Annotated in this window: 14 protein-coding genes; all 14 read left to right on the top strand. The window is 38.2% G+C overall.

The features are described 5' to 3' along the window. Positions 1–43: 43 nt before the first annotated feature. The 14 genes from O0931_RS16280 (at position 44) to O0931_RS16215 (ending at position 25,922) form a co-directional block, all read left to right on the top strand. Entirely contained in the window at positions 44–424 is a 381-nt protein-coding gene (locus tag O0931_RS16280; protein WP_269416536.1) for a septal ring lytic transglycosylase RlpA family protein, read from the top strand. A 452-nt stretch (positions 425–876) separates the two neighbouring features. Then, positions 877–1,848, top strand: a complete 972-nt coding sequence (locus O0931_RS16275; RefSeq protein WP_056097474.1) for a ribonucleoside-diphosphate reductase small subunit — start codon at positions 877–879, stop codon at positions 1,846–1,848. A gap of 222 nt (positions 1,849–2,070) precedes the next feature. After that, positions 2,071–4,455: a ribonucleoside-diphosphate reductase subunit alpha gene (locus O0931_RS16270; RefSeq protein WP_269416535.1), complete on the top strand. Its 2,385-nt coding sequence runs from the start codon at positions 2,071–2,073 to the stop codon at positions 4,453–4,455. Positions 4,456–4,677: 222 nt separating this feature from the next. Beyond that, positions 4,678–4,914, top strand: coding sequence for a cysteine-rich CWC family protein (locus tag O0931_RS16265; RefSeq protein WP_269416534.1), 237 nt, complete (start codon positions 4,678–4,680; stop codon positions 4,912–4,914). A 205-nt stretch (positions 4,915–5,119) separates the two neighbouring features. Next, the gene (locus O0931_RS16260; protein WP_269416533.1) at positions 5,120–8,020 is read left to right on the top strand and encodes a DNA gyrase/topoisomerase IV subunit A; all 2,901 of its coding nucleotides are present in this window, start codon (positions 5,120–5,122) and stop codon (positions 8,018–8,020) included. 133 nt (positions 8,021–8,153) lie between these two features. After that, the gene (locus tag O0931_RS16255) at positions 8,154–8,702 is read left to right on the top strand and encodes a hypothetical protein (protein ID WP_269416532.1); all 549 of its coding nucleotides are present in this window, start codon (positions 8,154–8,156) and stop codon (positions 8,700–8,702) included. Between the two features lie 567 nt (positions 8,703–9,269). After that, entirely contained in the window at positions 9,270–9,866 is a 597-nt protein-coding gene (locus O0931_RS16250; RefSeq protein ID WP_269416531.1) for an RNA polymerase sigma-70 factor, read from the top strand. A 63-nt stretch (positions 9,867–9,929) separates the two neighbouring features. Then, entirely contained in the window at positions 9,930–11,090 is a 1,161-nt protein-coding gene (locus O0931_RS16245; protein ID WP_269416530.1) for a FecR family protein, read from the top strand. Positions 11,091–11,318: 228 nt separating this feature from the next. After that, complete coding sequence (locus O0931_RS16240) at positions 11,319–14,885, top strand: SusC/RagA family TonB-linked outer membrane protein (protein ID WP_269416529.1); 3,567 nt, start codon at positions 11,319–11,321, stop codon at positions 14,883–14,885. Positions 14,886–14,892: 7 nt separating this feature from the next. After that, on the top strand, positions 14,893–16,452 hold the full coding sequence (locus O0931_RS16235) for a RagB/SusD family nutrient uptake outer membrane protein (RefSeq protein WP_269416528.1): 1,560 nt from the start codon (positions 14,893–14,895) through the stop codon (positions 16,450–16,452). Positions 16,453–16,533: 81 nt separating this feature from the next. Beyond that, positions 16,534–17,589 carry a TlpA disulfide reductase family protein gene (locus O0931_RS16230; RefSeq protein ID WP_269416527.1) on the top strand — a complete coding sequence of 352 codons (1,056 nt, stop codon included), beginning with the start codon at positions 16,534–16,536 and terminating at the stop codon, positions 17,587–17,589. Between the two features lie 63 nt (positions 17,590–17,652). Then, positions 17,653–20,529 carry a M16 family metallopeptidase gene (locus O0931_RS16225; protein ID WP_269416526.1) on the top strand — a complete coding sequence of 959 codons (2,877 nt, stop codon included), beginning with the start codon at positions 17,653–17,655 and terminating at the stop codon, positions 20,527–20,529. 568 nt (positions 20,530–21,097) lie between these two features. Beyond that, positions 21,098–24,259 (top strand): SusC/RagA family TonB-linked outer membrane protein, encoded by a 3,162-nt coding sequence (locus O0931_RS16220; protein WP_269416525.1) that lies wholly within the window; start codon positions 21,098–21,100, stop codon positions 24,257–24,259. 10 nt (positions 24,260–24,269) lie between these two features. After that, complete coding sequence (locus O0931_RS16215) at positions 24,270–25,922, top strand: RagB/SusD family nutrient uptake outer membrane protein (RefSeq protein ID WP_269416524.1); 1,653 nt, start codon at positions 24,270–24,272, stop codon at positions 25,920–25,922.

The raw sequence follows: 25,922 nt of genomic DNA, 5'->3' as shown, positions 1-25,922 counted from the left end.
CTAAATGCTTATATTTGCAGGCTCGACAAAGAAATTTTAGCCTATGAAGTATGTTCTGTTATTAAGTTTTTGTTTGTTGTTTTTAAAGGGTAAGGCACAAAATTCGGATTCAACAAATCAGCCGGATAGCATCAAAAAAACAGTTCTCGCAACTTATTACCACAGAAAATTCGAAGGTCGCCGAACCACCAGCGGCGCCAAATACAGGGCAAAAAAGTTAACGGCGGCACACCGTACCCTCCCAATCGGAACAATGGTTACCGTAACCAATCCGGACAATGGAAAATCTGTTATCGTTAAAGTAAATGACAGGGGCCCATATTCAAAAAAACTTGCTATAGATTTATCAGAACGTGCTGCAAAACAGATTGGTATCTATCAAAAGGGAATTGCCAGAGTGAAGCTTAGCTATACGGTTGAGTAATATTTATTATACAGTAATGCAGGCTATTTTTTCAGCTAAAATTAAGTTATTAACACTCTTACTGGTTTATTAAACCCTTAAAAAGAAATGATTAGCTTTTTTTTTGCCTGAAAATGATATTTAACTAATGGATTTATCCACCTGAATCGATATAGTGTTAACAACTTTGATCAACGAAAAAGTATCATCGTATATATATTTGTTATAACAAAGTTCTTTAACTTCTTTCGCTTTAAAACATATATAAAAGCTTAATTTTTAGGATTTTACAAATGCATTGCTCTAGTGCAGATGTGAAATTTCCCTAACTAAAAATAAGTTGTTTAAAAGGCGAAGGCGTTAACACTTTCACTACAAGAGTTTTGATAAAAGACATTACAATCATCATATAAAATTGGTGGATGTGTGGTTTTGTCGGCTCTGTTTATAATGAGGTTAAAAAATATCAGCGTATGGAACAGGAATTACTACTACAGGAAAATAAAGATCGGTTTGTGCTTTTACCCATAAAATATCCAAAAATATGGGAAATGTATAAAAAGACCGAAGCAAGTTTTTGGACCGCAGAGGAAATTGATCTTTCTGATGATCAAAAACACTGGGATAATTTAAATGATGGCGAAAGACATTTCATTTCTCATATTCTTGCTTTCTTTTCTGCCAGCGATGGTATTGTAAACGAAAACCTTGCTGTAAACTTCATGAGTGAGGTACAATTGCCTGAAGCGCGTTGTTTTTATGGTTTCCAGATTATGATGGAAAATATTCACGCCGAAACTTATGCTTTATTAATTGATACGTACATTAAAGATCCGGAAGAGAAAGACCGTTTATTCCATGCTATTGATACTGTTCCGGCAGTGAAAAGAAAAGCAGAATGGGCTTTGCGCTGGATTGAAAACGGAACTTTTGCGGAACGTTTAGTTGCATTTGCCGCAGTTGAAGGTATTTTCTTCAGCGGAAGTTTCTGCTCTATTTTCTGGTTAAAGAAACGTGGCTTAATGCCGGGTTTAACCTTCAGTAATGAATTAATCTCGAGAGATGAGGGTTCTCATTGTGAATTTGCCTGTTTATTGTACAGCATGCTGAGCAATAAATTAAGTGAAGAACAAGTTCATGGAATCATCAGCGATGCTGTAGAAATCGAAAAAGAATTTGTTACCGATGCTTTACCGGTTGCTTTAATTGGTATGAATGCAAAATTAATGAGTCAGTATATCGAATTTGTAGCGGATAGATGGTTACAGGAATTAGGTTACAAAAAAATCTACAATGCAACTAATCCATTCGATTTTATGGAAATGATTTCATTGCAGGGAAAAACCAATTTCTTCGAAAAACGCGTTGGCGATTATCAGAAAAGTGGTGTACTAACTTCTGCTGATAATAATAAACAGGCGTTTTCTTTAGATGAAGATTTTTAAGAAAGCTTAAAGCAAAAAGGCTAAAGCTGAAAACCTCCACATATCATCATGGCGAGGCACGAAGATAACTGAACAAAGAGCGTTCATTAATGCCCTTTAAAAATAAAAGCATGAGGTAAAAATCTGATGCGAGAAAAAAGATAAACAGAAATTATTAAATCGATGAGCAGGTCTTGATACTTGATACTCGGTACTAAATACAAAAAATAAATCTCATAAATTATGTTCGTACTAAAAAGAGATGGCCGCAAAGAAGCGGTGCAATTTGACAAAATCACAGCCAGGATTCAAAAACTGTGCTATGGCTTAAATGCAGACCTTGTAGACCCAATCGATGTTGCCAAAAAGGTAATCGAAGGTTTATATGATGGTGTAACGACATCAGAACTGGATAACCTTGCAGCAGAAACGGCCGCGTCGTTAACGACAAAACACCCTGATTACGCTTTGTTGGCATCGCGTATCGCAGTTTCTAACTTACACAAAAACACCACCAAGTCATTCTCGGGTACGATGAAAATGTTGTACGAATATTTCGACCCGAAGGCGCAGAAAGCAGCTCCGCTTATCGCCGATGATGTTTATGAGATTATTGCAAAAAATGCAGATATTTTAGATAGTTCTATCATTTACGATCGCGATTTTGGTTTCGATTATTTCGGTTTTAAAACCCTGGAAAAATCGTACCTGTTAAAAGTTAACGGCAAAATTGTTGAGCGTCCTCAGCATTTATTTATGCGTGTTTCTGTTGGTATCCACAAAGAAGATATTGAAAGCGCAATCAAAACCTATAACTTAATGAGTGAGCGTTGGTTTACACATGCTACGCCAACTTTATTCAATGCGGCTACACCAAAACCTCAAATGTCGTCATGTTTCTTGTTAACCATGCAGGATGACAGCATCGAAGGTATTTATGACACTTTAAAACAAACGGCCAAGATTTCTCAAAGTGCCGGTGGTATTGGTTTAAGTATTCACAACATCCGTGCAACCGGTTCATACATTGGCGGTACAAATGGTACAAGTAACGGTATTATTCCAATGTTACGGGTATTTAACGATACTGCGCGTTATGTAGACCAGGGCGGCGGTAAACGTAAAGGGGCTTTCGCAATTTATTTAGAGCCTTGGCATGCCGATGTTTTCGAGTTCTTAGACTTGCGTAAAAACCACGGTAAAGAAGAAATGCGTGCCCGTGATTTGTTCTATGCGCTTTGGATAAACGATTTGTTTATGCAACGTGTTAAAGATAATGGCGACTGGACCTTATTCTGCCCGCATGAAGCACCAGGTTTAGCAGATTGTTTCGGCGCGGAGTTCGAAGCTTTGTACACTAAATACGAAGCTGAAGGTCGCGGTCGTAAAACGATTAAAGCACAAGAACTTTGGTTTGCCATTTTAGATTCTCAAATTGAAACCGGCACGCCTTATATGTTGTTTAAAGATGCCGCAAACAGCAAATCTAACCAACAGAATTTAGGCACAATAAAAAGTTCTAACTTATGCACGGAGATTATTGAATACACGTCTAAAGATGAAGTTGCAGTTTGTAACTTAGCATCATTAGCATTACCTCGTTTCGTAATCAACGGTCAGTTCGACCACCAAAAATTATATGATGTAACTTATCAGGCAACGCTAAACCTGAATAAAATCATCGACCATAACTATTACCCGGTTCAGGAAGCTGAAAACTCAAATATGCGCCACAGACCGGTTGGTTTAGGTGTACAAGGTTTGGCTGATGCATTTATCTTATTGCGTTTACCTTTCGAGAGCGATGAGGCGAAACGTTTAAATAAAGATATCTTCGAAACGATCTATTATGCATCAATGTCTGCATCTCACGATTTAGCGGTGAAAAATGGCCCTTATCAATCTTTCAAAGGTTCGCCTTTATCCAAAGGCCAGTTCCAGTTCGATTTATGGAATGTAACGCCGGATAGCGGTCGCTGGGATTGGAATGCTTTACGCAAAAAAGTAGTTAAAGATGGTGTGTACAACTCCTTACTAGTTGCACCAATGCCAACGGCATCTACTTCTCAAATTCTGGGTAATAACGAATGTTTTGAACCATATACTTCAAACATTTACACACGTCGTGTATTAAGCGGAGAGTTCGTGGTGGTAAACAAACACTTATTGAAAGATTTAGTTGCATTAGGTTTATGGAACAACGATATGAAAAATCAGATCATATTGGCTAACGGTTCAATCCAGGGCATTGCAGCAATTCCTGATTACATTAAAGAATTATACAAAACGGTTTGGGAAATTAAGATGCGTAACATCATCGATATGGCTGCAGACCGTGGCGCGTACATCTGCCAGTCGCAATCGTTAAACTTGTTCGTAAATGCACCAAATACATCAAAATTAACGTCAATGCACTTCTATGCATGGGAAAAAGGTTTGAAAACCGGTATGTATTACTTACGTACACAGGCAGCATCTCAGGCCGTTAAATTTACCGTGGAAAATCAAGGTGGTAAAGCCATTGAAGCAGTTATTCCTGCTGAAATGACACCAGACCAGGTTGCAGAGGAAATCGTTGACGGACCAGTTTGTTCAATGGAAGAAGGCTGCATCAGTTGTTCAGGTTAGATTAGTTCAATAGTTCATTGGCCAATGGTTTATTAGTTTCTAAAGCGTCATATACCAATCAACAAACGACTGATGAACCAATGAACATTCTAAAGCAATAAAATCTATAAGGTTTTGGGCAAACGCTCAAAACCTTATTTTTTGTCCTTACTTTTGTGCTTAGTTCAATAGTTCATTAGCCATTGGTTCATTTTTTCTAAAGCGCCATATACCAATGAACGAATGACCAGTGAACCAATGAACAATACCTTAAAACATAGCAAACACGAAATCATTCCCTGTGAAAGATGCGGAACAGCTATTGAATGCAAGGCCAATTCTTATACGAAATGCCAATGCAGCGTGGTGCAACTCAGTATAAATGAAGTTCAGTATATCTCAGAACTTTACGATGGCTGTTTATGTGCCAAATGCCTGTTCGAATTGCAGCAGGAATACCGGGAAGAAATAGGCGTATAGTTCAAGGTATTTACAGCTTTATAATAGCTGAATCAAGGCTTGGTCTTATGTAGCATCTTTGCTTTTAATTGAAATTCTTCCAATTTTTTATCTAAACTTTTTCTCCGGTGTTTATAAAGAATCTTCATTGCGAAATGTGAGTAACCTCTCTTTATTCTGTAGAATCATTTTTATTATATTTACTGCTGCCAATTTTTGTAAATAGATGAGTGAAGAATTAAACCAAAACGTAAACGAAGAGCACAAACACACCATAACGCCAATTAATGGTTTATATGAAAACTGGTTTCTTGATTATGCATCGTACGTAATTCTGGATCGCGCTGTTCCGCATATTCATGATGGATTAAAGCCTGTTCAGCGACGTATTATGCATTCGCTAAAGGAAATGGACGATGGACGTTTCAACAAAGCGGCGAACGTTATTGGTAATACGATGAAATACCACCCGCATGGTGATGCCTCTATCGGCGATGCGATGGTGCAAATTGGTCAGAAAGATTTGCTGATCGACATGCAGGGTAACTGGGGCGACCCGATTACCGGCGATAGTGCTGCCGCGCCGCGTTATATTGAGGCCCGCTTATCAAAATTTGCTAATGAAGTTGTTTTCAACCCCGATACAACCGAATGGCAATTGAGTTACGATGGACGGAACAACGAACCGGTTACTTTACCCGTTAAATTCCCATTGTTATTGGCGCAAGGGGCAGAGGGTATTGCAGTTGGTTTGGCAACGAAAGTAATGCCACACAATTTTATCGAACTTCTTGATGCCTCGATTGAGGCATTGAAAGGTGTTCGCCCCAATATTTTACCCGATTTTTTTACGGGTGGCATGGCCGATTTTTCAAACTATAATGAAGGTCAGCGTGGTGGTAAAATTAGGGTCCGCGCAAAAATTACAGAGAAGGATAAGAAAACGCTGGTGATTACTGAAGTACCTTACAGTACTACAACGAGTTCGGTTATTGATAGTATTTTGGCGGCTAATGATAAGGGCAAAATTAAAATCAAGAAGATTGAGGACAGTACCGCGGCGCATGTGGAAATTATCGTGCATCTGGCGCCGGGCATCTCACCCGATGTAACCATCGATGCCCTTTACGCATTTACAGCTTGCGAGGTTTCCATTTCACCAAATACCTGTATCATTCAGGGCGATAAGCCACACTTTTTGAGTGTGAACGATATCCTGATTGAAAATACAAAGCATACCAAAAGCTTATTAAAAAAGGAACTGGAAATTCGCCTGCACGAGTTGCAGGAGAAAATTTTCTTCAGTTCGCTATTAAAAATATTTATTCAGGAGGGTATGTATAAAAACCCTGAATATGAAAATTCTGCCAATTTCGATACGGTAGTAGAGGTTTTACATCGATTGTTCGAGCCTTTTAAACCGTCGCTTTACCGCGAAATTTTACCGGAGGATTTCAAAAAGCTAATCGATAAGCCGATGAGCAGCATCACCCGTTTTGATGTAAAAAAAGCGGATGAGCAGATGAAAAACCTGGAAGATGAAATCAAGGTGGTTAAAAATCACCTGAAACATTTAACGGATTATGCCATCGCCTGGTTTCAAAAACTGAAAGATAAATACAGTAAAGGAAGGGAACGTAAAACTGAAATTCGCTTGTTTGACCGGGTGGAGGCATCGAAAGTAGCCCTGGCCAACGTGAAGTTATACATGAACCGCGAAGATGGTTTTATAGGAACAGGTTTACGTAAGGATGAATTTATTGCCGATTGCTCTGATATTGATGAGGTAATTGTTTTCCGCGAGGATGGGAAATGCATCATCACGAAAGTTGCCGATAAAACATTTGTTGGTAAGGGCATTATCCATGCGCAGGTTTTTAAGAAAAACGATGAGCGGACGATTTACAATATGGTTTATAAAGATGGTTCCTCAGGAACCTCTTACATTAAGCGTTTTGCGGTTGTTGGCGTAACCCGCGATAAGGAATACGATTTAACTAAAGGCTCAAAAGGGTCGAAAGTTTTATATTTTACGGCTAACCCAAATGGCGAAGCCGAGGTGGTGAATGTGGCTTTGAAGCCGCATTCTAAGTTGCGCAAACTACAATTCGACCAGGATTTTGCAGAAGTAGCTATTAAAGGTCGTGGTTCACAGGGCAATATCATTTCGAAATATCCGGTTAAAAAAATTATATTGAAGAATAAGGGTGTTTCGACTTTATCAGGACTGAAAATCTGGTATGATGATTTGCTGAAACGCCTGAATGTCGACGGCCGTGGAAAATACCTTGGGGAGTTTGATGGAGATGACAGGATTCTGCAGGTTCACGCAGCTGGTTATTACGAATTAAGTTCTTTTGAGTTGAGTAATCACTTTGACGACGGCTTGATTTTAATCGAGAAATTTAACCCTGAAAAAGTTTTTGCTGCGGTACATTTCGATGGAAAAGCACAGAATTACTTTATCAAGCGCTTTGTTTTTGAAACACAATCTATAGGTAGAAAAACCATTTTCATCAGCGAAGAGCAAAAATCGAGGTTATTATTTTTAACATCGCATCCTGCCGCTAAAATTATTGTTGATGTTTTAAAAGGCAAAACGCAAATACCGGAAACATTGGATTTAGTGTTATCTGAATTGATTGATGTGAAAGGTTTGAAAGCAAATGGTAATCGTTTATCACCTCACGATGTTCAGAAAGTCGTATTGGAGGAACCGGAAATTGAGTTAGAAGTTGAAGAAAATGAAGACGGTGGAGAAAGTGAAACTTCAGAAGAAGACGATAATTTAGAATCAAATGCAAATGAGGAAGATACAATTGCTGAAGAAATAAAAACTGAAAAGGTCGAAGAAATGCCGGCTGAAGAAAAGCCGAAACCAAAATTCGAGCGAAAAGCTGAACCATTGACGGAGGAAAAACCGGCGCCGGTAGAAAAGCCGGTTGTTGAAAAGCCAATTGCCGAAAAAGTGATAGAGGTGCCAAAGTCAGAACCTGTAAAAAAAGAGCAGCCAAAAGCGGAGGAAAAATCTAAAACAGAAGAAAAACCAATAAAGAAAGTTGATTTCGAAATTACAAATCCAGACGATATTGAAATTGATGATAAAGGCCAGCTGGGCTTATTTTAGTGCAAAGCGTTATCACAATGAATTTATTTTATAAAAAGAACGAAATTTATAAATATATCGGAAATGGGTTTGAAAACAAAGCGCCTGTTTGACTGTTAGTTAGGAAGTTTATTATTTAAATCAATACGATACGATGACTGGCCTGCGTCTGCTGTTTTTTCTGTTGTTTTCAGTTTATTCTTATGCCAGTGTTTCTGCGCAAATACGACCAAACAAGCCGGCTGTTGCAAAATCTGCAAATGCACAGGATGCCGAAATTTCCAACATCCGTAACCTGTACAATCAAATTAATGCATCGACTTTAAAAAAGGAAAAATTTAACTATGAAGCCAGCGGTTGTGTAGAGGAAGGCGAGGTAATTTACTTTATGAATGGAAAGACGATTGTAAAGATTACTGAATCCGGCAGTATAGGTGATGGTAGCTGGAAAAGTGAGTATTATTATCAATCCGGCAAAGTAATTTTTTATTTTGAGAGCATGACAGGCGGTCCGGCGATTGGTAAAGTGACTAAAACCGAGCGCCGTGTTTACATCGAAAACGACCGGCCAATTCGTAATATGGAAAATAAAAAAATTATCAAGGTAGATGCCAGATCAGCCGAAGTTATACAAACAGCCTATAAATTATTGATAGCTTATCAAACAAAAGATTTTGCTGCTGCATTGTGTAATCCTAATTAATGATGATGTGGAATCTTAAGCCCCGCCCATCCTTCTCCGAAAGAGAGGGAGCAATTTCTGAAGCAATTAATGTTTAGGTGTAATGCGTTGGTTTCATAAGCCTCTATCCGCCTGACGGCAACTTTCTCTTTCGGAAAGGGTTCAAGAGTGGATTTTAACTTATCTGTTCAAATCGTCCTTCCAGCGCCTGTCTACCGCAGGCACAATGTCATTAAGTTAAAAAATGCTGTCAGTATGAGCCTGTCGAAGACCTTTTGTAATCGACAACAAAAATATTTGTCCTTCGACAAGCGCAGGATGACAATTATTTTTTTTGTTATCTCTTTAATTTAATGACATTGACCGCAGGCAGGAATCTTAATCCTTTAGCTATAAATTCTAATCCTGGTCTGTGGCACGCAGATCAAAAACTCAAATGCAAATCAGCCATCTTAATTTACAGGGGCTGTATCTGGTCATTTAATCTGCTTTGAAAATCCTGTTTCATTTATGCTAACGACCTTTGGTACACTGAATTTATAGTTTTTCCTTTCATAATCCCTATATTAGTAAAAGAATTGTTTTTTCATGTTAATTTCTGACAACCTAAGCGATAATGAACTATATAGCTTGCTGAAGCAGGATAATGAGGAGGCTTTTGACCGGTTGTACAACAGATACTGGAAAAAAATGTTGTTTAAGGCGGTATTAAAACTTCAGTCTGAAGCGGATGCAGAGGAAGTTGTTCAGGATGCTTTTATTGATCTCTGGAAAAGCCGGCATACAACAACCATTAAAAATACTTTCCATACTTATCTGGCAGCCATCATCCGCTATAAAATTATGGCAAAAATTGCTGATAGAAAGAAAGTTATTCATCAAGGGGTTGAAGATATTTATCAGCTACAGGTGGTTGATAATTCGACGCAGCAATGGCTTAGTTTTACTGATTTACAGGCCGAAATAGAAGCAAGTGTTGCAGCATTACCGGAAAAATGCCAGCTGGTGTTTCGAATGAGTCGTGAATCCGGTTTGAGCGATAAACAAATTGCAGATAGTTTGGGCCTTTCGCAAAAAACAATTGAAGCCCATATCAGTAAGGCACTTAAGGTATTAAGAACCTCAATTGGCCAGTTTTTAGGTGCTTTTTTATCTTTTCTCCTTGTACTTCTATTTATTTCATAAAAAATAACAGTTCGCTAAGGGTAATGCTGCATAATTACACACTATGTAATAAAAGCATGCCTGATGAAACAGCAACCAAGCAAAGAAACCTTATCGGAACTCGCAGATAAATGGCTTAAAGGTACTATTACGCCAGAAGAGCGGACATTACTGGATGAATGGTATAATTTGGATATTGCGGAAGAACTTAACTGGACCCGCGATTATGCCGAAAATGAGTTGGGTAATCGTTTATTGGCAGAAATAAAAAGTACAGCATTCAGGGCAAAACAAAATAATCGTAATTGGTGGGTCGCAGCTGCGGCTATGATTGCACTAACTGCAGGCATTTTCACCTATAATTTTCTTAAGCCGGTAAATCCTCCAGGTGATAACATCAGTTATGCCGCCGACATTGTGCCCGGTCGTAATAAAGCTTTTCTGACCTTGGCTGATGGCAAAAAAATAAGCCTCACCGAAGCACCTGATGGAACACTTGCTGAACAGGAAGGTATTAAAATAAACAAAACTGCTGACGGGCAAATAATCTATATTTCGCCGGTATCAAATATTGAAAATATCGCTAAAAATGCCTTTAATTCCGTTGAAACGCCAAAGGGCGGCCAATGGCAGTTAAGCCTCCCTGATGGCACCAGAGTATGGCTTAATGCGGCTTCTTCGTTAAAATATCCGGCTTCTTTTGCTTCAAAGGCTGTAAGAAAAGTAGAATTAAAAGGGGAAGCTTATTTCGAGGTGGCTAAAGATAAACACCATCCTTTCCTGGTGAAAACAAATACGCAGGAGGTCGAAGTACTGGGCACACATTTCAACATTAACAGCTATTCAGATGAACAGTTTGTCAGGACAACTTTACTGGAGGGTAGTGTGCGTATAAATTCATCTGTGAAAAAAGGACAGGGTACTTTAAAGCCTCAGCTTTTAAAACCCGGGCAACAGGCTGTAAATGATGGCTCAGTTATACGTCTTAGCAAGGTAGATACCGAATTATCAGTAGCCTGGAAAAACAATAAGTTTATTTTTGAAAACGATAATATCCGGTACATTATGAGGATGATTGAGCGGTGGTATAACGTTGAGGTTGTTTATGATGGCGAGGTGCCGAAAGATAAATTCGGTGGAGCAGTATCCAGATTCGGAAAGGTATCTGAAGTTTTAAAATCATTACAATTAACCGGAAAAGTTCATTTTGAAATTGAGGGAAGGAGGATTACTGTGCGTAAATAATACACCACAGTAATGCAAAAACCAGAAGTGCGCTAACACCCCTGGCTTAATTTGGCATTACATCAATAAAAATAAAATTTTATCAATTAACCGGCTGCATGCTTTTAGCTTCGAAACACAAGGCATTGCAGCAATAAACCAAACCAAACAAACTTAGCTAAAATTGCTTGCAAAAGCAATTTAACGGTCTGTTACCGACCTGCCGGGAATGTTTATAAACCAAACAAAATGTATAAAATTTATGCAAAGAACAGAGGCGTACTTAAAAAATATGTCCGTAAAACCCTGCTGATTATGCGATTAACTACCGTTATTATAATAGCAACCATGATGCAGCTCAGTGCAGCAACCTTTGCACAGAAGATTAGTCTTTCGAAATCTAATACCCCTTTGAAAGCGGTTTTAAAAGAAATAAGAACACAAAGTGGTTACGATTTTGTGTATACGGAAAGCCTCTTGAACGCTGCAAAACCCGTAAACATACAGGTAAGTAAAGAAAACCTGGAGGATGTATTAAATAAGGTATTTGCTGAACAACCTTTAACTTATGTTATAAATAAGAATACGATTACCATTAAGGAAAAAGAAAAGAGCTTTATCGATCGCGTTCTGACCGTTTTTGCGAAATATGATATTAAAGGAAGCGTAACGGATGAGAATGGAAAGCCATTGGCAGGTGCAACTATTCAATTAAATGGTAATGACAATAAAATCATTACATCAATATCAGACGAATATGGACAATTCAGGTTTTCTGGTCTGCCTGAAGGAACTTATGGTTTAACCGTCAGTTACCTGGGTTATGTTACGCAGCAATTTAGTGTATCTCTCGACAAAAAAGATTTAAAACTCAATATAAAATTAGTAAGTACCAGCAAGGAGTTGGAAACAATAAGTGTGGTAAATACCGGTTACCAGCAATTATCTGCCGAACGTGCAACCGGTGCTTTCGATTTAATTAAAAAAAGCCAGCTGGAAAAACCAAATCAAAGCCTTGCCCAGAGATTAATCGGTGTGGTGGCCGGCATGCAGGTAAAACAAGATGTTGATGGTACACCCAGTATTCAGATTCGCGGGCAGACTACCCTCTATGCAAATGATGGAAATAACGAACCATTGGTTGTGGTAGATGGTTTTGCAATTCGAAATACCAGTTTCAATTATTTCAATTCTGTTAATCCCAACGATATTGAAAGTGTAACCGTTTTAAAAGATGCGGCGGCCTCTTCTATATGGGGTGCTCGTGCTGCGAATGGCGTAATTGTAATTACCACAAAACAAGGCAGCAAAAATACCCCGCTTAAAATAGAATTATCTGCCTTTACCCAATTCTCGCCAAAATTTGATGTTGGCTATGCAATCGCACACGCATCATCTGCAGAAACCGTTGAATACGAAAAACTCGCTTTTAATAAATGGGGCGCTTTTCCGAATTCAGGCTCATTTTACGAAAATTACAGAACTTCGGAAGCGTCAGTTGCTTTAAATGAAAACCGGCTTGGCTATTTAACTGACCAGCAACTTAACAACAGGTTGGCACAGTTGAAAACAATGGATAACAGTGGGCAAATTTCTGATTATTTGTTAGCCAATCCAACCACAACGCAATACAACCTTACACTTTCTGGCGGTTCCGGCAAAATGAACAATTTCGCATCTTTTTTGGCAGAACAAAACCGGGGGAATTTTAAGGGAAGTGAAAACAAAAAATATTCACTTAATTACCGGACAACTGCAAATGTTTTTAAGTGGCTCGATTTTTATTTATCGACCAGCTTAACCTATCAAAAAAACAAAAACAATGGTATTGGTTTATATTACATCCAGTCGCTGTCGCCATATGAAATGCTGAAAAACCCTGATGGCTCATTAACCGATATCCATCAATATTACCAACCCATTCTTGATCGCCTGGTACCGCTTTCAAAATTTCCATATGCTTTTTCTTATAATCCCATTCAGGAAATTGAAAACCAGGACTTAACAGCCAATAACATTACCGCACGCTTACAGGGCGGGCTTACATTTAAGATTTTACCTGGCTTAACTATTGATTCTAAAGTACAATATGAAAATTTAAGTATAATTAACAGGGCCTACCGTAACGATCAAACATTCTATGTTCGAAATTTGGTAAATTCCAGTTCAACCTGGGATCAAACCCTTAACGGAACGGTAACACCAAACCTGCCTTTAGGTGGTATACTGGATCAGTCGCGCAATACCCTTGAAACCTATAACTTTAGAAACCAGGTCAACTTTTCAAAAATATTTTCTGATAAACATGAAATTAATGTGGTGAGTGGTATAGAATTCAATAACGCCCTTTCACAAAGTTTTAACAACCCCACAACTTATGGTTACAATGAAAATACCCTGAATGTTGGTAATTTTCCTAACGGACCTACCGGCACAACTGGCTGGTATGGTTATGGCAACTATTTTAACTATACAAATAGCTTTAGCTATTCTACACGCCGGTTTTTTTCTTTGTTTGCCAATGCATCGTACACGTATTTGAATAAATATACGGTTTCGGGAAGTTACCGTACAGACGCATCAAACCTGATTAGTAAAGAACCGAAATACCGCTATTCTCCATTTTATTCCATGGGTGTGGGTTACGATTTAACGAAAGAAAAATTTATGCAGCACATTGGCTGGCTGAATCGTTTGAATCTGCGTGCCACTTATGGTTATACAGGAAACGTAGATAATCTGTCCAGTGCTTATACTTTAATAAGTTATGCGACCAGGGTAAATGATTACACTAAAGATTATACAGCAAGCATAGTTGATAATGGCAATCCAACGCTTACCTGGGAAAAAACAGGTACGCTGAACCTGGGCATTGATTACGCCATGTTAAACAATAAGCTGTATGGTAAAATTGACGTATACAATAAAAAGGGGAAAGATCTCCTGGCACAAATTGCGATACCATCTATAAATGGAACATCGTTGCAGCGTTTTAACAATGCTGAAATGACCAATAAAGGTATAGAACTTACGCTTGGAACAACAATTCCGGTTAAAGGAAATGATATTGTGTGGAACGGTAGTTTTAATGCATCCTTTAACAGAAGTAAAATCACCCAACTCTTTAACCCGAACAGCCCTGCGTATGCCTTGGTGTCAACAGGTCAGGGTTCTTACCGGGAAGGGTACGATCCGAATACAGCATGGGCTTTTGAATATGCGGGGCTTGAAAATGGAAGTCCGGTTGTTGCAGGACCAGATGGTACAAAGCTTCAGCTTTCAAATTTTCCATCAATTGATGGTTTAGGTTTTCTCAAAAATGTAGGTACAATTAATCCTCCTTATATTTTAGGGATGACCAATGCCTTTAAGTTTTATGATTTCAACGTATCTTTTATCATCATTGCAAAATTAGGTGCCGTATTTAAAGGGCAATATTTTAATTACCCGCAATCAGGTGGCGTAACTTTGCCAAACAGTAAGCTTTCAAATGTACTTAATGGCGACCCTGCTACCATGCTTACACTGCCTTCAAACCCGAACGATTACAGCTACGGCAACTGGATTGGCTACTATCCTTATTTGAGCTATAATTACCTTAATGCCAATTTAGCCCGCTTACAGGAGGTAAATCTGAGTTATAACCTGCCAAAACGTTTTACATCTAAGATAAACGTTCAAAATATACAGCTAACCATTCAGGGCAACAACCTTTACACCGTACTGGCCAATAGCACAGGTGAAGATCCTGAATACCCGATCGGTACGATTAAACCACGTGCGCAATATACGTTCGGTATCAAAGTAGAATTATAATCAAACCATGATGAAATCAAGCAAAATATTGTTAATTACCATCCGGATGGTTTTAACAGCCTTACTCCTGTCGAATACTTCGTGTACTAAATTTTTAGATGCCAAGCCATCAAAAGGGACTTCAATAGAGGTTCGTACAACGGATGATTTAAATGCATTGTTAAATAATTTTGGAACATTTAATAGTGAAAGTAACAATGCAATAATCTACGGAACAGATGATAACGGATTATCCTCAAATTTATATGATGCACAACCTTTTATTTTTTCTTCGTTAGCCATTCAGTATTCTTTATGGGATGTAAATTATTTGCCAAAAACTGATCAGTCTAACTTTAGCGGACCTAATTTTTGGAGTAATGAATACATAAAAATCTTCAATGCAAATGTTGTACTGGCTAATGTTGACCAGGTAAGTGGCTCGGCCGCGGATAAAGCAGCATTAAAAGCAGATGCACATTTTATCAGGGCCTATAGCTATTGGGAACTCGCAAATACCTACTGTTTGCCCTATACGAATGCGAACCGCAGCGAACCTGGTTTACCGATTAAAACAACACCCGATTACAACGCCGTTACCCGCCAAAGCCTGGATGCTACCTATCAGCAAATCGAGGCTGATTTGATGGAAGCACTTAAAACAAATGTTCCGTTAGTTCAAAATGGGATTAACCGGAATTGGCGTGCCAACTCGGCAGCCGTGAATGGTTTTGCGGCAAGATACTATCTGAATCGTAATGATTATGTGAACGCCCTTAAATATGCCAATGCGTCGCTGGCCTTATACAATATTCTAATTGATTACAACACGGATATGAGGTATGGCACGCCCACAAGTACAACCATTAATGTAGGAATGCCAAATGAGCAAACGGTAACCCTTAACTTTCCCTATACGCATGACAGAAATGTTGCTTTTGACCCCGTGGATGCTTTGGGATGGAAGGAATTTCTTTACTATAGATTATTAAATAATGCAGATAGATGGTACATTCCAAGTCAGGAACTCATCAGCTTATATGATAAGAATAATGACCTTCGCTATAAATACCATTACGTTCAGAATTATTCGTATAAAAAAGGGTTGAACAATCCGGCTTTAAGCTATCCTGGTTATGTGTTTTTTTATGAAGATAATGTGCCTGAAGGGCCAACTGTAGCTGAAATGATATTGATTAAAGCTGAATGTCTGGCCAGAAGCGGTGATGTTGCAGGTGCTATGACAACTGTAAACCAGTTATACAACAAACGCACTTTAACGGGTACAGCACCACTTGCGGCAGGTACTCAAGACCAGGCTATTGCTATTGTGCTGCAAGAAAGGCGCAGAGAAATGCCTTTCAGCCAACGCTGGTTTGATATCCGCAGATTTAACAGCAACAGTTATTCGAATGATGATATACCAGTGCTCAGCCGGGTGTTTTACCCATACACAGCTACAAGTGTATCAAATACAGAGCCTTTAAAAACCTATTCGTTAAGGGCAAATTCAAGGCGTTTTGCTTCGCCATTGCCGCAAAGTGATATCACCAACAGTAATGGTGCTATTATTCAAAACATCTATTAATTAATTCTGCGAGTGATATACTTACCCGGTTTTTAAAATCGGGTAAGTATTAATTACGCATAAATCTCCTATATCATAATAATGAAAATATTAATAAGCTTGCTAACCATTTTGCTTCCTTTTATTTTAAGGGCACAGGTTAATAATAATTACACTATTGAAGGGAAAACAAGTAACCCGGCAACTTTTATAGTTCAATATACTTTAGATGGTAAAGCCTTTAAAAATACTGCAGAAGTTAAAAACGGTGAAATTAAATTGTCTGGAAGTGTTGATGGAAAATTGCAGGCTACTTTGATGATTACACCAAGTGAAACCGGTAATGCCAAGGATACACCGATGGGTACAATGGTACATTTCTGGCTCGAACCCGGAAATATTAAAGTAGATAACCTGGATTCTATACAAAAAGGAATACAATTTTCAGGTACAATACTTAACGATGAAACCAACGAATTAAGCCGTGCAAAAATGGCCCTTGCTGTTTTACCACAAGGAAAACAACAGGATGATGCCATTAAAGCACTTGTCGTTAAATTTATCAGGGCACATCCAGGTTCATTGGTTAGCTTTACTGAATTAAATTATACTTTATCTCGCGGCATACCCGATCTGGCCCTTGTAGAGCCTTTGTTCAATAGCCTTTCAGCAGATATCAAATCTTCTCCGATGGGGTTGGAGTACCAGAAAAAACTGATTAAATGGAGAACTGTTGATATAGAATCTATGGCTCCTGAGTTTACACAGCCTGATCAATTTGGGAAAACAATAAAACTTTCAGATTACAAGGGCAGATATGTACTGATAGATTTTTGGGCCTCCTGGTGCCATCCTTGCCGTGATGAAAATCCGAATCTGGTTAAGCAATATAACCTGTACAAAAACAGAAACTTTACCATTCTCAGCGTTTCGTTAGATGAAAGAAAAGAAGACTGGCTGAAGGCCATTAAAGAAGATAAACTGCCCTGGAAACAAGTTTCTGATCTTAAACGGAATAATGAAGCAAAAGTGAAATATGGCGTTCAGTCTATACCTGATAATTTTCTGGTCGATCCGGATGGGAAAATAATTGCCAAAAATCTTCGCGGAGAAGAACTCAATAAAAAGCTGGCAGAAGTACTTGGTAAGGGACATTGAAATAACTGTCTGAATAAACTTTCTATCTTATAAAGGCTGTAGCCTTAACAATTAAATATCATTATGCGAATCAAAATAATATATAAAATATACCTGGCAAGCTCCCTGCTGTTGGCATCCATCATAAGCACAAGTGCGCACGGCCAAATCAGGAAGGCATCAATAAAAACAAAAGAAAAAAGCAGTTTTCCGATAACCACAAACCTGCCGCTTGATCCAAATGTCAGAACTGGTAAGCTCAGCAACGGGTTTACTTATTTCATCAGGCGTAACACCCACCCTAAAGACAGGGTTATCATGTACCTGGCGAATAAAGTGGGGTCATTATTGGAAAATGACGACCAGCAGGGCTTGGCGCATTTTATGGAACACATGAATTTTAACGGAACCACGCATTTTCCGAAGAATGAGCTGGTGGATTACCTGCAAAAATCCGGTGTCAGGTTTGGCGCTGACATTAATGCATATACCGGTTTTGATGAAACCGTTTATCAATTGCCACTACCAAGCGATAAACCGGAAATTTTGCGTAATGGCATTCAAATTATGCGCGATTGGGCGAAAGGAGCCATACTTGACCCGGTTGAAATAGATAAAGAAAGGGGCGTAGTACTCGAAGAAAAAAGATTGGGTAAAGGCGCATCACAAAGAATGCAGCAAAAGATTTTTCCGGTATTATTCAATCAGTCGCGTTATGGGCAGCGTTTGCCAATCGGATTGGATACGATATTGAACAACTTTAAACCGGCAACATTAAAACAGTTTTATAACGATTGGTACAGGCCCAACTTACAGGCTCTTATTGTTGTTGGCGATATCGATGTGGTTGAAATGGAAAAGGAGATTAAACTGAAATTTTCTGACTTGAATAATCCTGCAAACGAGCGTTCCAGAACAAAATATACGATTAATTTAACGAATAGTAACCACTTCGTAAAAGCAACCGATCCGGAAGAAACAGCCACACAGGTTCAGGTTTTGGTTAAACGCGAAGGACTGGTTGTAAAGACAAAGAAATACTACCAGGATTACATCGTCCGAAAACTATTTAACTCCATGTTAGGTAACCGTTTTCAGGAGTTGATGCAACAGAAACAGCCACCATTCATTGCAGGTAATGCTGGCATAGGTGCATTTATTGGTAATATCGATGCATTCAATATTAATGTTGCAGCCAATCCGGGGGAGATAGAAAAAGGCTTTAAGGCTGCATGGCGGGAAATTGTAAGGCTAAACCGATATGGTTTTACCGCAGCGGAATTTGATAAAACAAAAGCTGATTATATAAAGAATGTTGAAAATGCTTACCGCCAAAAGAACACTAATTATTCAGATTTATACATCGGCGAATATTTAGATTATTTTTTACGCGGCAATGCAGCGCCGGGAACTGAATGGGAGTATCGCTTTACGAAACTGATTATGCCAAAAATTACATTGGCAGATGTAAATACATTATTGAAAGAATTTGATACAGATAAAAACCGGGACATTATTATTACCGCACCTGAAAAAGATAAAGCAATTCTGCCTGACGAAACCAGTATAAACGGTTGGATGAAATCGGTTCAGCAAGAGCAGCTGGCAATTTATAAAGATGCTTTTGTAAATAAACCTTTGCTCGAAAAAATACCTGTGGGTGGTAAAATTGTAAAACAAACGGAGTTAAATGAAATAAAGGCTTCCGATTTGGTTTTAAGCAATGGAGTCAGGGTAATACTGAAGCCGACCAAATTCAGCGATAATGACATATTGGTAAAGGCAGTTGCTCCTGGAGGAACCTCGCTTTACAGCGATGCAGATTATGAATCGGCTAATGTAGCCGCTTATCTGGTTACAAGTTCAGGACTGGGCACCTATGATTATAACCAGTTAAATAAGTATCTGGCAGGAAGCACCATCGCATCCGGTCCTTATCTTGCAGATTACAATCAGGGGATTCAGGCTGCAGCATCTCCCGCAGATTTGGAAACACTTCTGCAGATGTTCTACTTGTATTTCACTAACCCAAAAAAAGACTCAACAGCTTTTGAAAAATTTATTTCGCAATCTAAAGGCAGTTTAGCCAACAGGAAAAATAATCCTGAAAATGCTTTTTACGATACCCTTAGTTTGGTTATGGGTAATTACAGCCCCAGGAGAACGCCGCCAGGTATAGAAAAATTGGAACAGATAGATCTGGATAAAAGCTATAATATCTTCAGACAGGCGTTTTCTGATGCTTCTAATTTCACCTTTACTTTTGTAGGTGATTTTGATATTAACAAAGTAAAGCCACTGGTTGAAAAGTATCTGGGTGCTTTACCTTCTGCCTATAAACATGAAAAGGCAAAAGATTTAGGCATCCATCCGCCTTCGGGAAAGATTACAAAAATTATATCGGCAGGTCTTGAACCTAAAGCAACCGTCAGATTAACTTTTAGTGGCAATTACGATTTCGGCTATGAAAATAATTTAAATATGGATGCCATAGCGGAGGTGTTGCAAATTAAGCTTATTGAACGGTTAAGAGAAGAGGAGAGCGGGGTTTATGCACCATCGGTAAATATCCGTTACACTAAACTACCTGCTGCACGCTACAGTTTAAATATTTCGCTCGGCTGTGCACCATCAAATGTTGATAAACTGATTGCCTCCACATTGGACGAAATCAATACGTTAAAAAAAGCAGGTCCTTCGGTTACAAATATTGAAAAGTTTAAAGCAGAAGAGATGAGAAATCATGAAACACACTTAAGGGCAAATGATTTTTGGTCGGAATATCTGGATCAACAGGCTTTGAATCAGGATGACCTGACTGAAATTACAAAATTTGATAGCGTTATGAAAAATATGACTGCCGAAAGTGTTAAAAATGCTGCCCGGAAATATTTAAACGAAAGTAATCTCATACGTATAATACTCTATCCGGAAGGCTTTAAACCGGAAGTTAATCCTTAATAATTTAATAGTTAGTGATGATGATACTTAAGCCCGATGGATGTCGGGCTGAGTATTTTTTAAGGTCACTGATTCTGAGCATACGGTATGGCTATAGCTAACACATCGCGTTTGCCTCTGCTGATACGGCTATGAATACAAATTGGTTCAATCCCCTAGAACTTACACCTTACAATTTATTTGTAGGCTCGTCAGCGCTGAATGGCTTCCCGGAAAAATAATTCCGCTCCTTCTTTCCTGTTAATTCATGCCATGTTAACATGATGTTAAATTCAATACGAATAATATTATGCCAAATGTTGGTGTGTTTTATTATTTAAAATGAATTTACCCGGCTTTACACCTGATATAAGCAAAATAATATCAAAAATTAATCAATTTAGGAAAAAAAAGTATATGCTTTTAATAAGTGTAATATGATGTAAATTCATTGATAATGATTGTTTTAGGTTAATTATACTTTTTCTGTTGTGTTTTTTAGATTATCATAAGTTAAAATAATATTATAAAAGCCTTTAACAATGCTGTTAAATTTGAATTAATAAAAAATAACTAAATATAAATAATTATGAGTAGAACTTTACGAGCGGTAATTCTGTTTGTTCTATGCTTTGTAATACTGTCTCCGGCAATGGCGCAGAATACAACAACAAGGCAAATTACAGGAACTGTTTCAGATGAAAAGGGCACCACTTTACCTGGCGCCAGTGTATTAATTAAAAATTCTCAAACAGCAGTTTCCACAAATTCAGACGGTAAATATGTAATAAATGTTCCGGCAGGTTCGGCAACAACATTAGTATTTTCGTTCATAGGTCTTAACAAACAGGAAATTACTGTAGGTGAAAAAAGTGTAATAAATGTTGTGCTGAAGTCTGCATCAACGGATTTATCAGACGTTGTTGTGATTGGATACGGTAACCAGAAGAGAGGTGACGTTAATGGCGCAATTTCTTCTGTCAAAGCCGCTGATATTGCAAATGTACCCCAGGTAAGTATCGACCAAATGCTGCAGGGTAAAGCTTCCGGACTTACCATTACACAGAACTCTGGTGCACCAGGAAGTTCAACATCGGTACGGGTTAGGGGTGTAACATCATTAAGCCTTTCAAACGAGCCTTTATACGTAATAGATGGTGTTCCTATTTCTGGAGATGCAACCAATCAATCAACAAGTGGTAGAACAGTTGGTTTATCGGCTAATAATGGCGAATCTGCGGTAAGTCCGCTGTCGTTAATTAATCCAAGCGATATTGAATCTATTGATGTATTGAAAGATGCATCGGCAACTGCTATATATGGTAGTCGTGCGTCAAATGGGGTAATTATCATCACAACTAAACGCGGTAAAAATGGTTCAGCCAGAGTAACTTATGATGGCTACGGCGCCGTTTCGCAGCAAGGCAGATTTCTTGATGTAATGAATCTTCAGCAATATGCCGTATTAGAAAATGCTTTGGCAGATGTTACAGGCGTTCAAAGAAGGGGTGAGTTTGCCGATCCAACATTGTTGGGTGAAGGTACCAACTGGCAAGATGAGGTTTTTAGAAATGCGGTAATGCAAAACCATCAATTGGGAATTTCTGGTGGTAAAGATGGGCTGGATTATTACATTTCTGGCGGTTACCTAAAACAAGATGGTACCATTTTAGGCAGCGATTACAAACGATATACTTTCAGAACAAATACTAACAGTCAGGTTAAGCCATGGTTAAAAGTGGGTCTGTCATTATCTGGTAGTCGCTCAAACGAAAATCAGGGTTTATCAAATAATACTGGTATAGTTTATAATGCATTATTGAGTGCTCCAGATCAGGCCGTTAGAAACCCTGATGGAACATTTGCCGGACCAATTCCAAATTCAAATCAACAAGGCGGGCAGATTAACCCGGTAGCGCAATCTTTAGAAATTACAAATGTATTAAACAGAAGTAATTTAAACGGTGCGCTTTATGGCGAGATCAAATTTTCAAAAGATTTGACCTTAAGATCAGAAGTGAATGGTGATTTTAATTATTCTGCAGCAAGAGTATTTGTTCCTACTTATCAGTACGGAATTTATGGTAATGCAACGGCCAGATTACAGGAATACAATTCAAACACTACATTTTGGGGTTGGAAAGAATATTTAACCTACGCACATACGTTTAATGAAAAACATAATTTAACAGCATTATTAGGCTATGAGGTTAATGAATCAAGCTGGGGCGGAACAGATGCTTCGGTTCAGAACTTTTTAAGTAATGATTTGCAAACCCTTGGCTTGGGCGACCTTAAAACTGCCGTAATTGGCGAATACAAAGATAGCCAGTCTTTAGAATCATTTTTTGCTAGGGGAATTTATACCTATAACAATAAATATAGTATAACAGCAACCATCCGTTCAGATAAATCATCAAAATTTGTTGAAGGAAAGCAAACGGGTTATTTTCCGGCATTTGCAGTTTCATGGCGTTTATCTGATGAATCTTTTATGTCAGGCATAAAAGATGTTGCAGATAATATCAAAGTAAGGGTAGGTTATGGTGAAGTTGGTAATCAGAATCTTCCAAATTATCAGTACGGCTCGGCTTTAACACCAGTTGTTACAGGTTTGGGTACCGGCTTTGCGGTTGATAAAGTGGCCAATCCAAATTTAACATGGGAAAGCGCTGTGCAAACCAATGCAGGTATTGATTTTAGTCTTTTTAAAGGAAGAATAGATGCTTCATTTGATTATTTCAATAAAACATCAAAGGATTTCCTTTTCCAAAAACCACTTCCGGCTTATTTGGTTGGACAAGCGGCAGCTTATTCGAGTACAGGTGTAATTAGTCCGCCTTACATTAACGGTGGTAAAGTGAGCAACAAAGGGTTTGATTTTACCATAAACAGCAAAAACTTAACGGGTAATTTTAAATGGAATACAACAGTAATTTTCTCTAAATACAACAATAAGGTACTTTCTTTAGCAGATGGTGTTCCATTTATCGATGGAAAAATAAATGTAAGTTTCCTTCAGATGACGGTTACCAGAACTCAGGTTGGCGGCTCAATAGGTGAATTTTATGGTTATAAAGTAAAAGATATTTTCCGTACAGATGACCAGTTAAGAAATGCTCCTGTTCAATTCGGTCGACCAATAATCAATAATAATGCAGGTACATGGTTGGGTGATATCCAATTTGAAGATGTAAATGGCGATGGTAAAATTGATGAATCCGATCAAACATCATTAGGAAATCCAAATCCTAAATTTACTTATGGCATTACCAATAATTTCTCTTACAAATCTTTCGATTTATCTATCTTTTTAAATGGTTCATATGGTGCTAAAGTTCTAAATGCGCTTAACTATCAACTAAAAGGATTATCAGGATTATATCAAAACCAATTGGCTTCTGCTATTGATTTCTGGAGTCCAACCAATACAGGTTCTAATATTCCTGCACCTCGTAGTGGAGATAACCCAAACCTTAAAAACTCCGATCGTTTTATAGAATCAGGATCTTTTCTGCGTGTTCAGAACGTAAACTTGGCCTATAATCTTCAATCAGAATTTATCCGTAAAATAAAGCTGAATAGATTAAAAGTTTTTGCCAGCGTACAAAACCTATACGTATTTACTAAATATAAAGGTCTTGATCCGGAGGTTGGAAACCAAAACTACAACGTGTTTTTAACAAATGTAGATAGCGGAAGATACCCAACACCACGAACTTACACTTTTGGTATTAATGCAGAATTTTAATAAAAGAAATATGAAAACATATATAAAATATTCATTTGCAATTGCTGTTCTTCTAATGAGTACAGTAACCAGTTGTAAAAAAGAATTTTTCGATCGCCCACCCCAAAGCTCAATTACGCTTGATAATTTCTATCAAACGGCAGATCAGGTAAAATCAAGCACCAATGTACTTTATAGTGCCCCTTGGTTTGGATGGGTAGCAAAAGGAGGATGGGCCATTACAGAAATGGCTAGCGGAAACGGTCGTTCATATTCATCAGATGTAGTAAATTTTGGAAATTTCTCAGTAACTGATGGAAACACCGAACTTGCAAATGCTTATAATTCATTATGGATTGTTGTGGCACAATCCAATGCCATATTAAATAATTTACCTGCAAAAGTTCCTGCAACGATAGATGCCAAAGTTGTTAATAATGCTTTAGGTGAAGCGCATTTGTTTAGAGCTTTGGCTTATTTTCATTTGGTTAGGTTGTTTGGAAATGTGCCTATCATCGAAAATACGTTAGATTATGTAGAAAATTTTCAGGTTAATACCAATCCGGTAACTGATGTTTACAAATTTATTCTTAACGATTTAAAATTTGCTGAAGCCAACCTAACGCCTCAAATCAGAAGTGGAAATTCTATTGCACAAGGTCGTGTTTCTAGTGGTTCAGCAACAGCTTTAATGGCCAAAGTTTATTTAACCATGCAAGATTACAATAATGCCAGAATTTCTGCTCAGAAAGTAATTAGCAGCGGTGAATTTAAACTTTATGGTAGTGATATCCAAGGTAAGGAGTTTAAAGATTTATTTTTAACAGCCAATAATAATAACGAAGAATCTGTAATCGCACTTCAATGGTCTGGAGCAGGCGGTTATGGTAGAGGCAATCCATTGCAAGCATCTTGGGCAGCAAGTACTGTAATTACCGGAACCGGAGATGGTTATGGTGTTTTGGGTGTAACTTTTGATGCCTTATATAGTTTTCAACAAGATGATAAGCGTTTTAAACCAACCATAATGGTAGTTGGATCTAATTATCCTGAGCTTAATCAAGCTACAGGTGGTTACACACAATTGGCCAACCAGGGACAAGGTACAAGCACATTTGTTAAAAAATATGTGGTTGGTACGCCTGCTGATAATGGAGGAGTTGGTTCAGCTCAATCATCAGCAAATAATGTGTATATGATGCGTTATTCGGAAGTTTATTTAATCCTTGCTGAAGCAATAATGGCTGGTGCAAGAACTAGTACAGATGCACAAGCATTAGCAGCAATTAATAAAATCAGAAATCGTGCGGGTTTGGGTAATTTAACAGAAATCAGACGTGGCTATTTCACACCAAACAATACGCCAGGCAAACCTACTAACGCACCAGCTCAATTATATCGTGATGATATTTTAGAAGAACGACGCAGAGAATTTATGTTCGAATTTGATTATTGGTTTGATTTATGCCGTTTAGATGGATTTAATGTTACCAATCATCCAAATGCAATTACCATTATCAATCAACAAGATCGTGGAGCGGGCGATGCTAGTGTACCATCTAACAGTTATGGAAACGGATATTCTACCATGACGAATGCGAAATTCTTATTCCCTTTTCCGGCTACAGAAGTTGCATCAAATCCTAAATTACTACAACCACCAGTACCTTATGTTTTTAAATAA

This window comes from Pedobacter rhodius, assembly GCF_027213645.1.
GTDB classification, from domain to species: domain Bacteria; phylum Bacteroidota; class Bacteroidia; order Sphingobacteriales; family Sphingobacteriaceae; genus Pedobacter; species Pedobacter rhodius.
The sequence above is the reverse complement of the archived record's forward strand: the minus strand, read 5'-3'. Positions and strand labels throughout refer to the sequence as shown.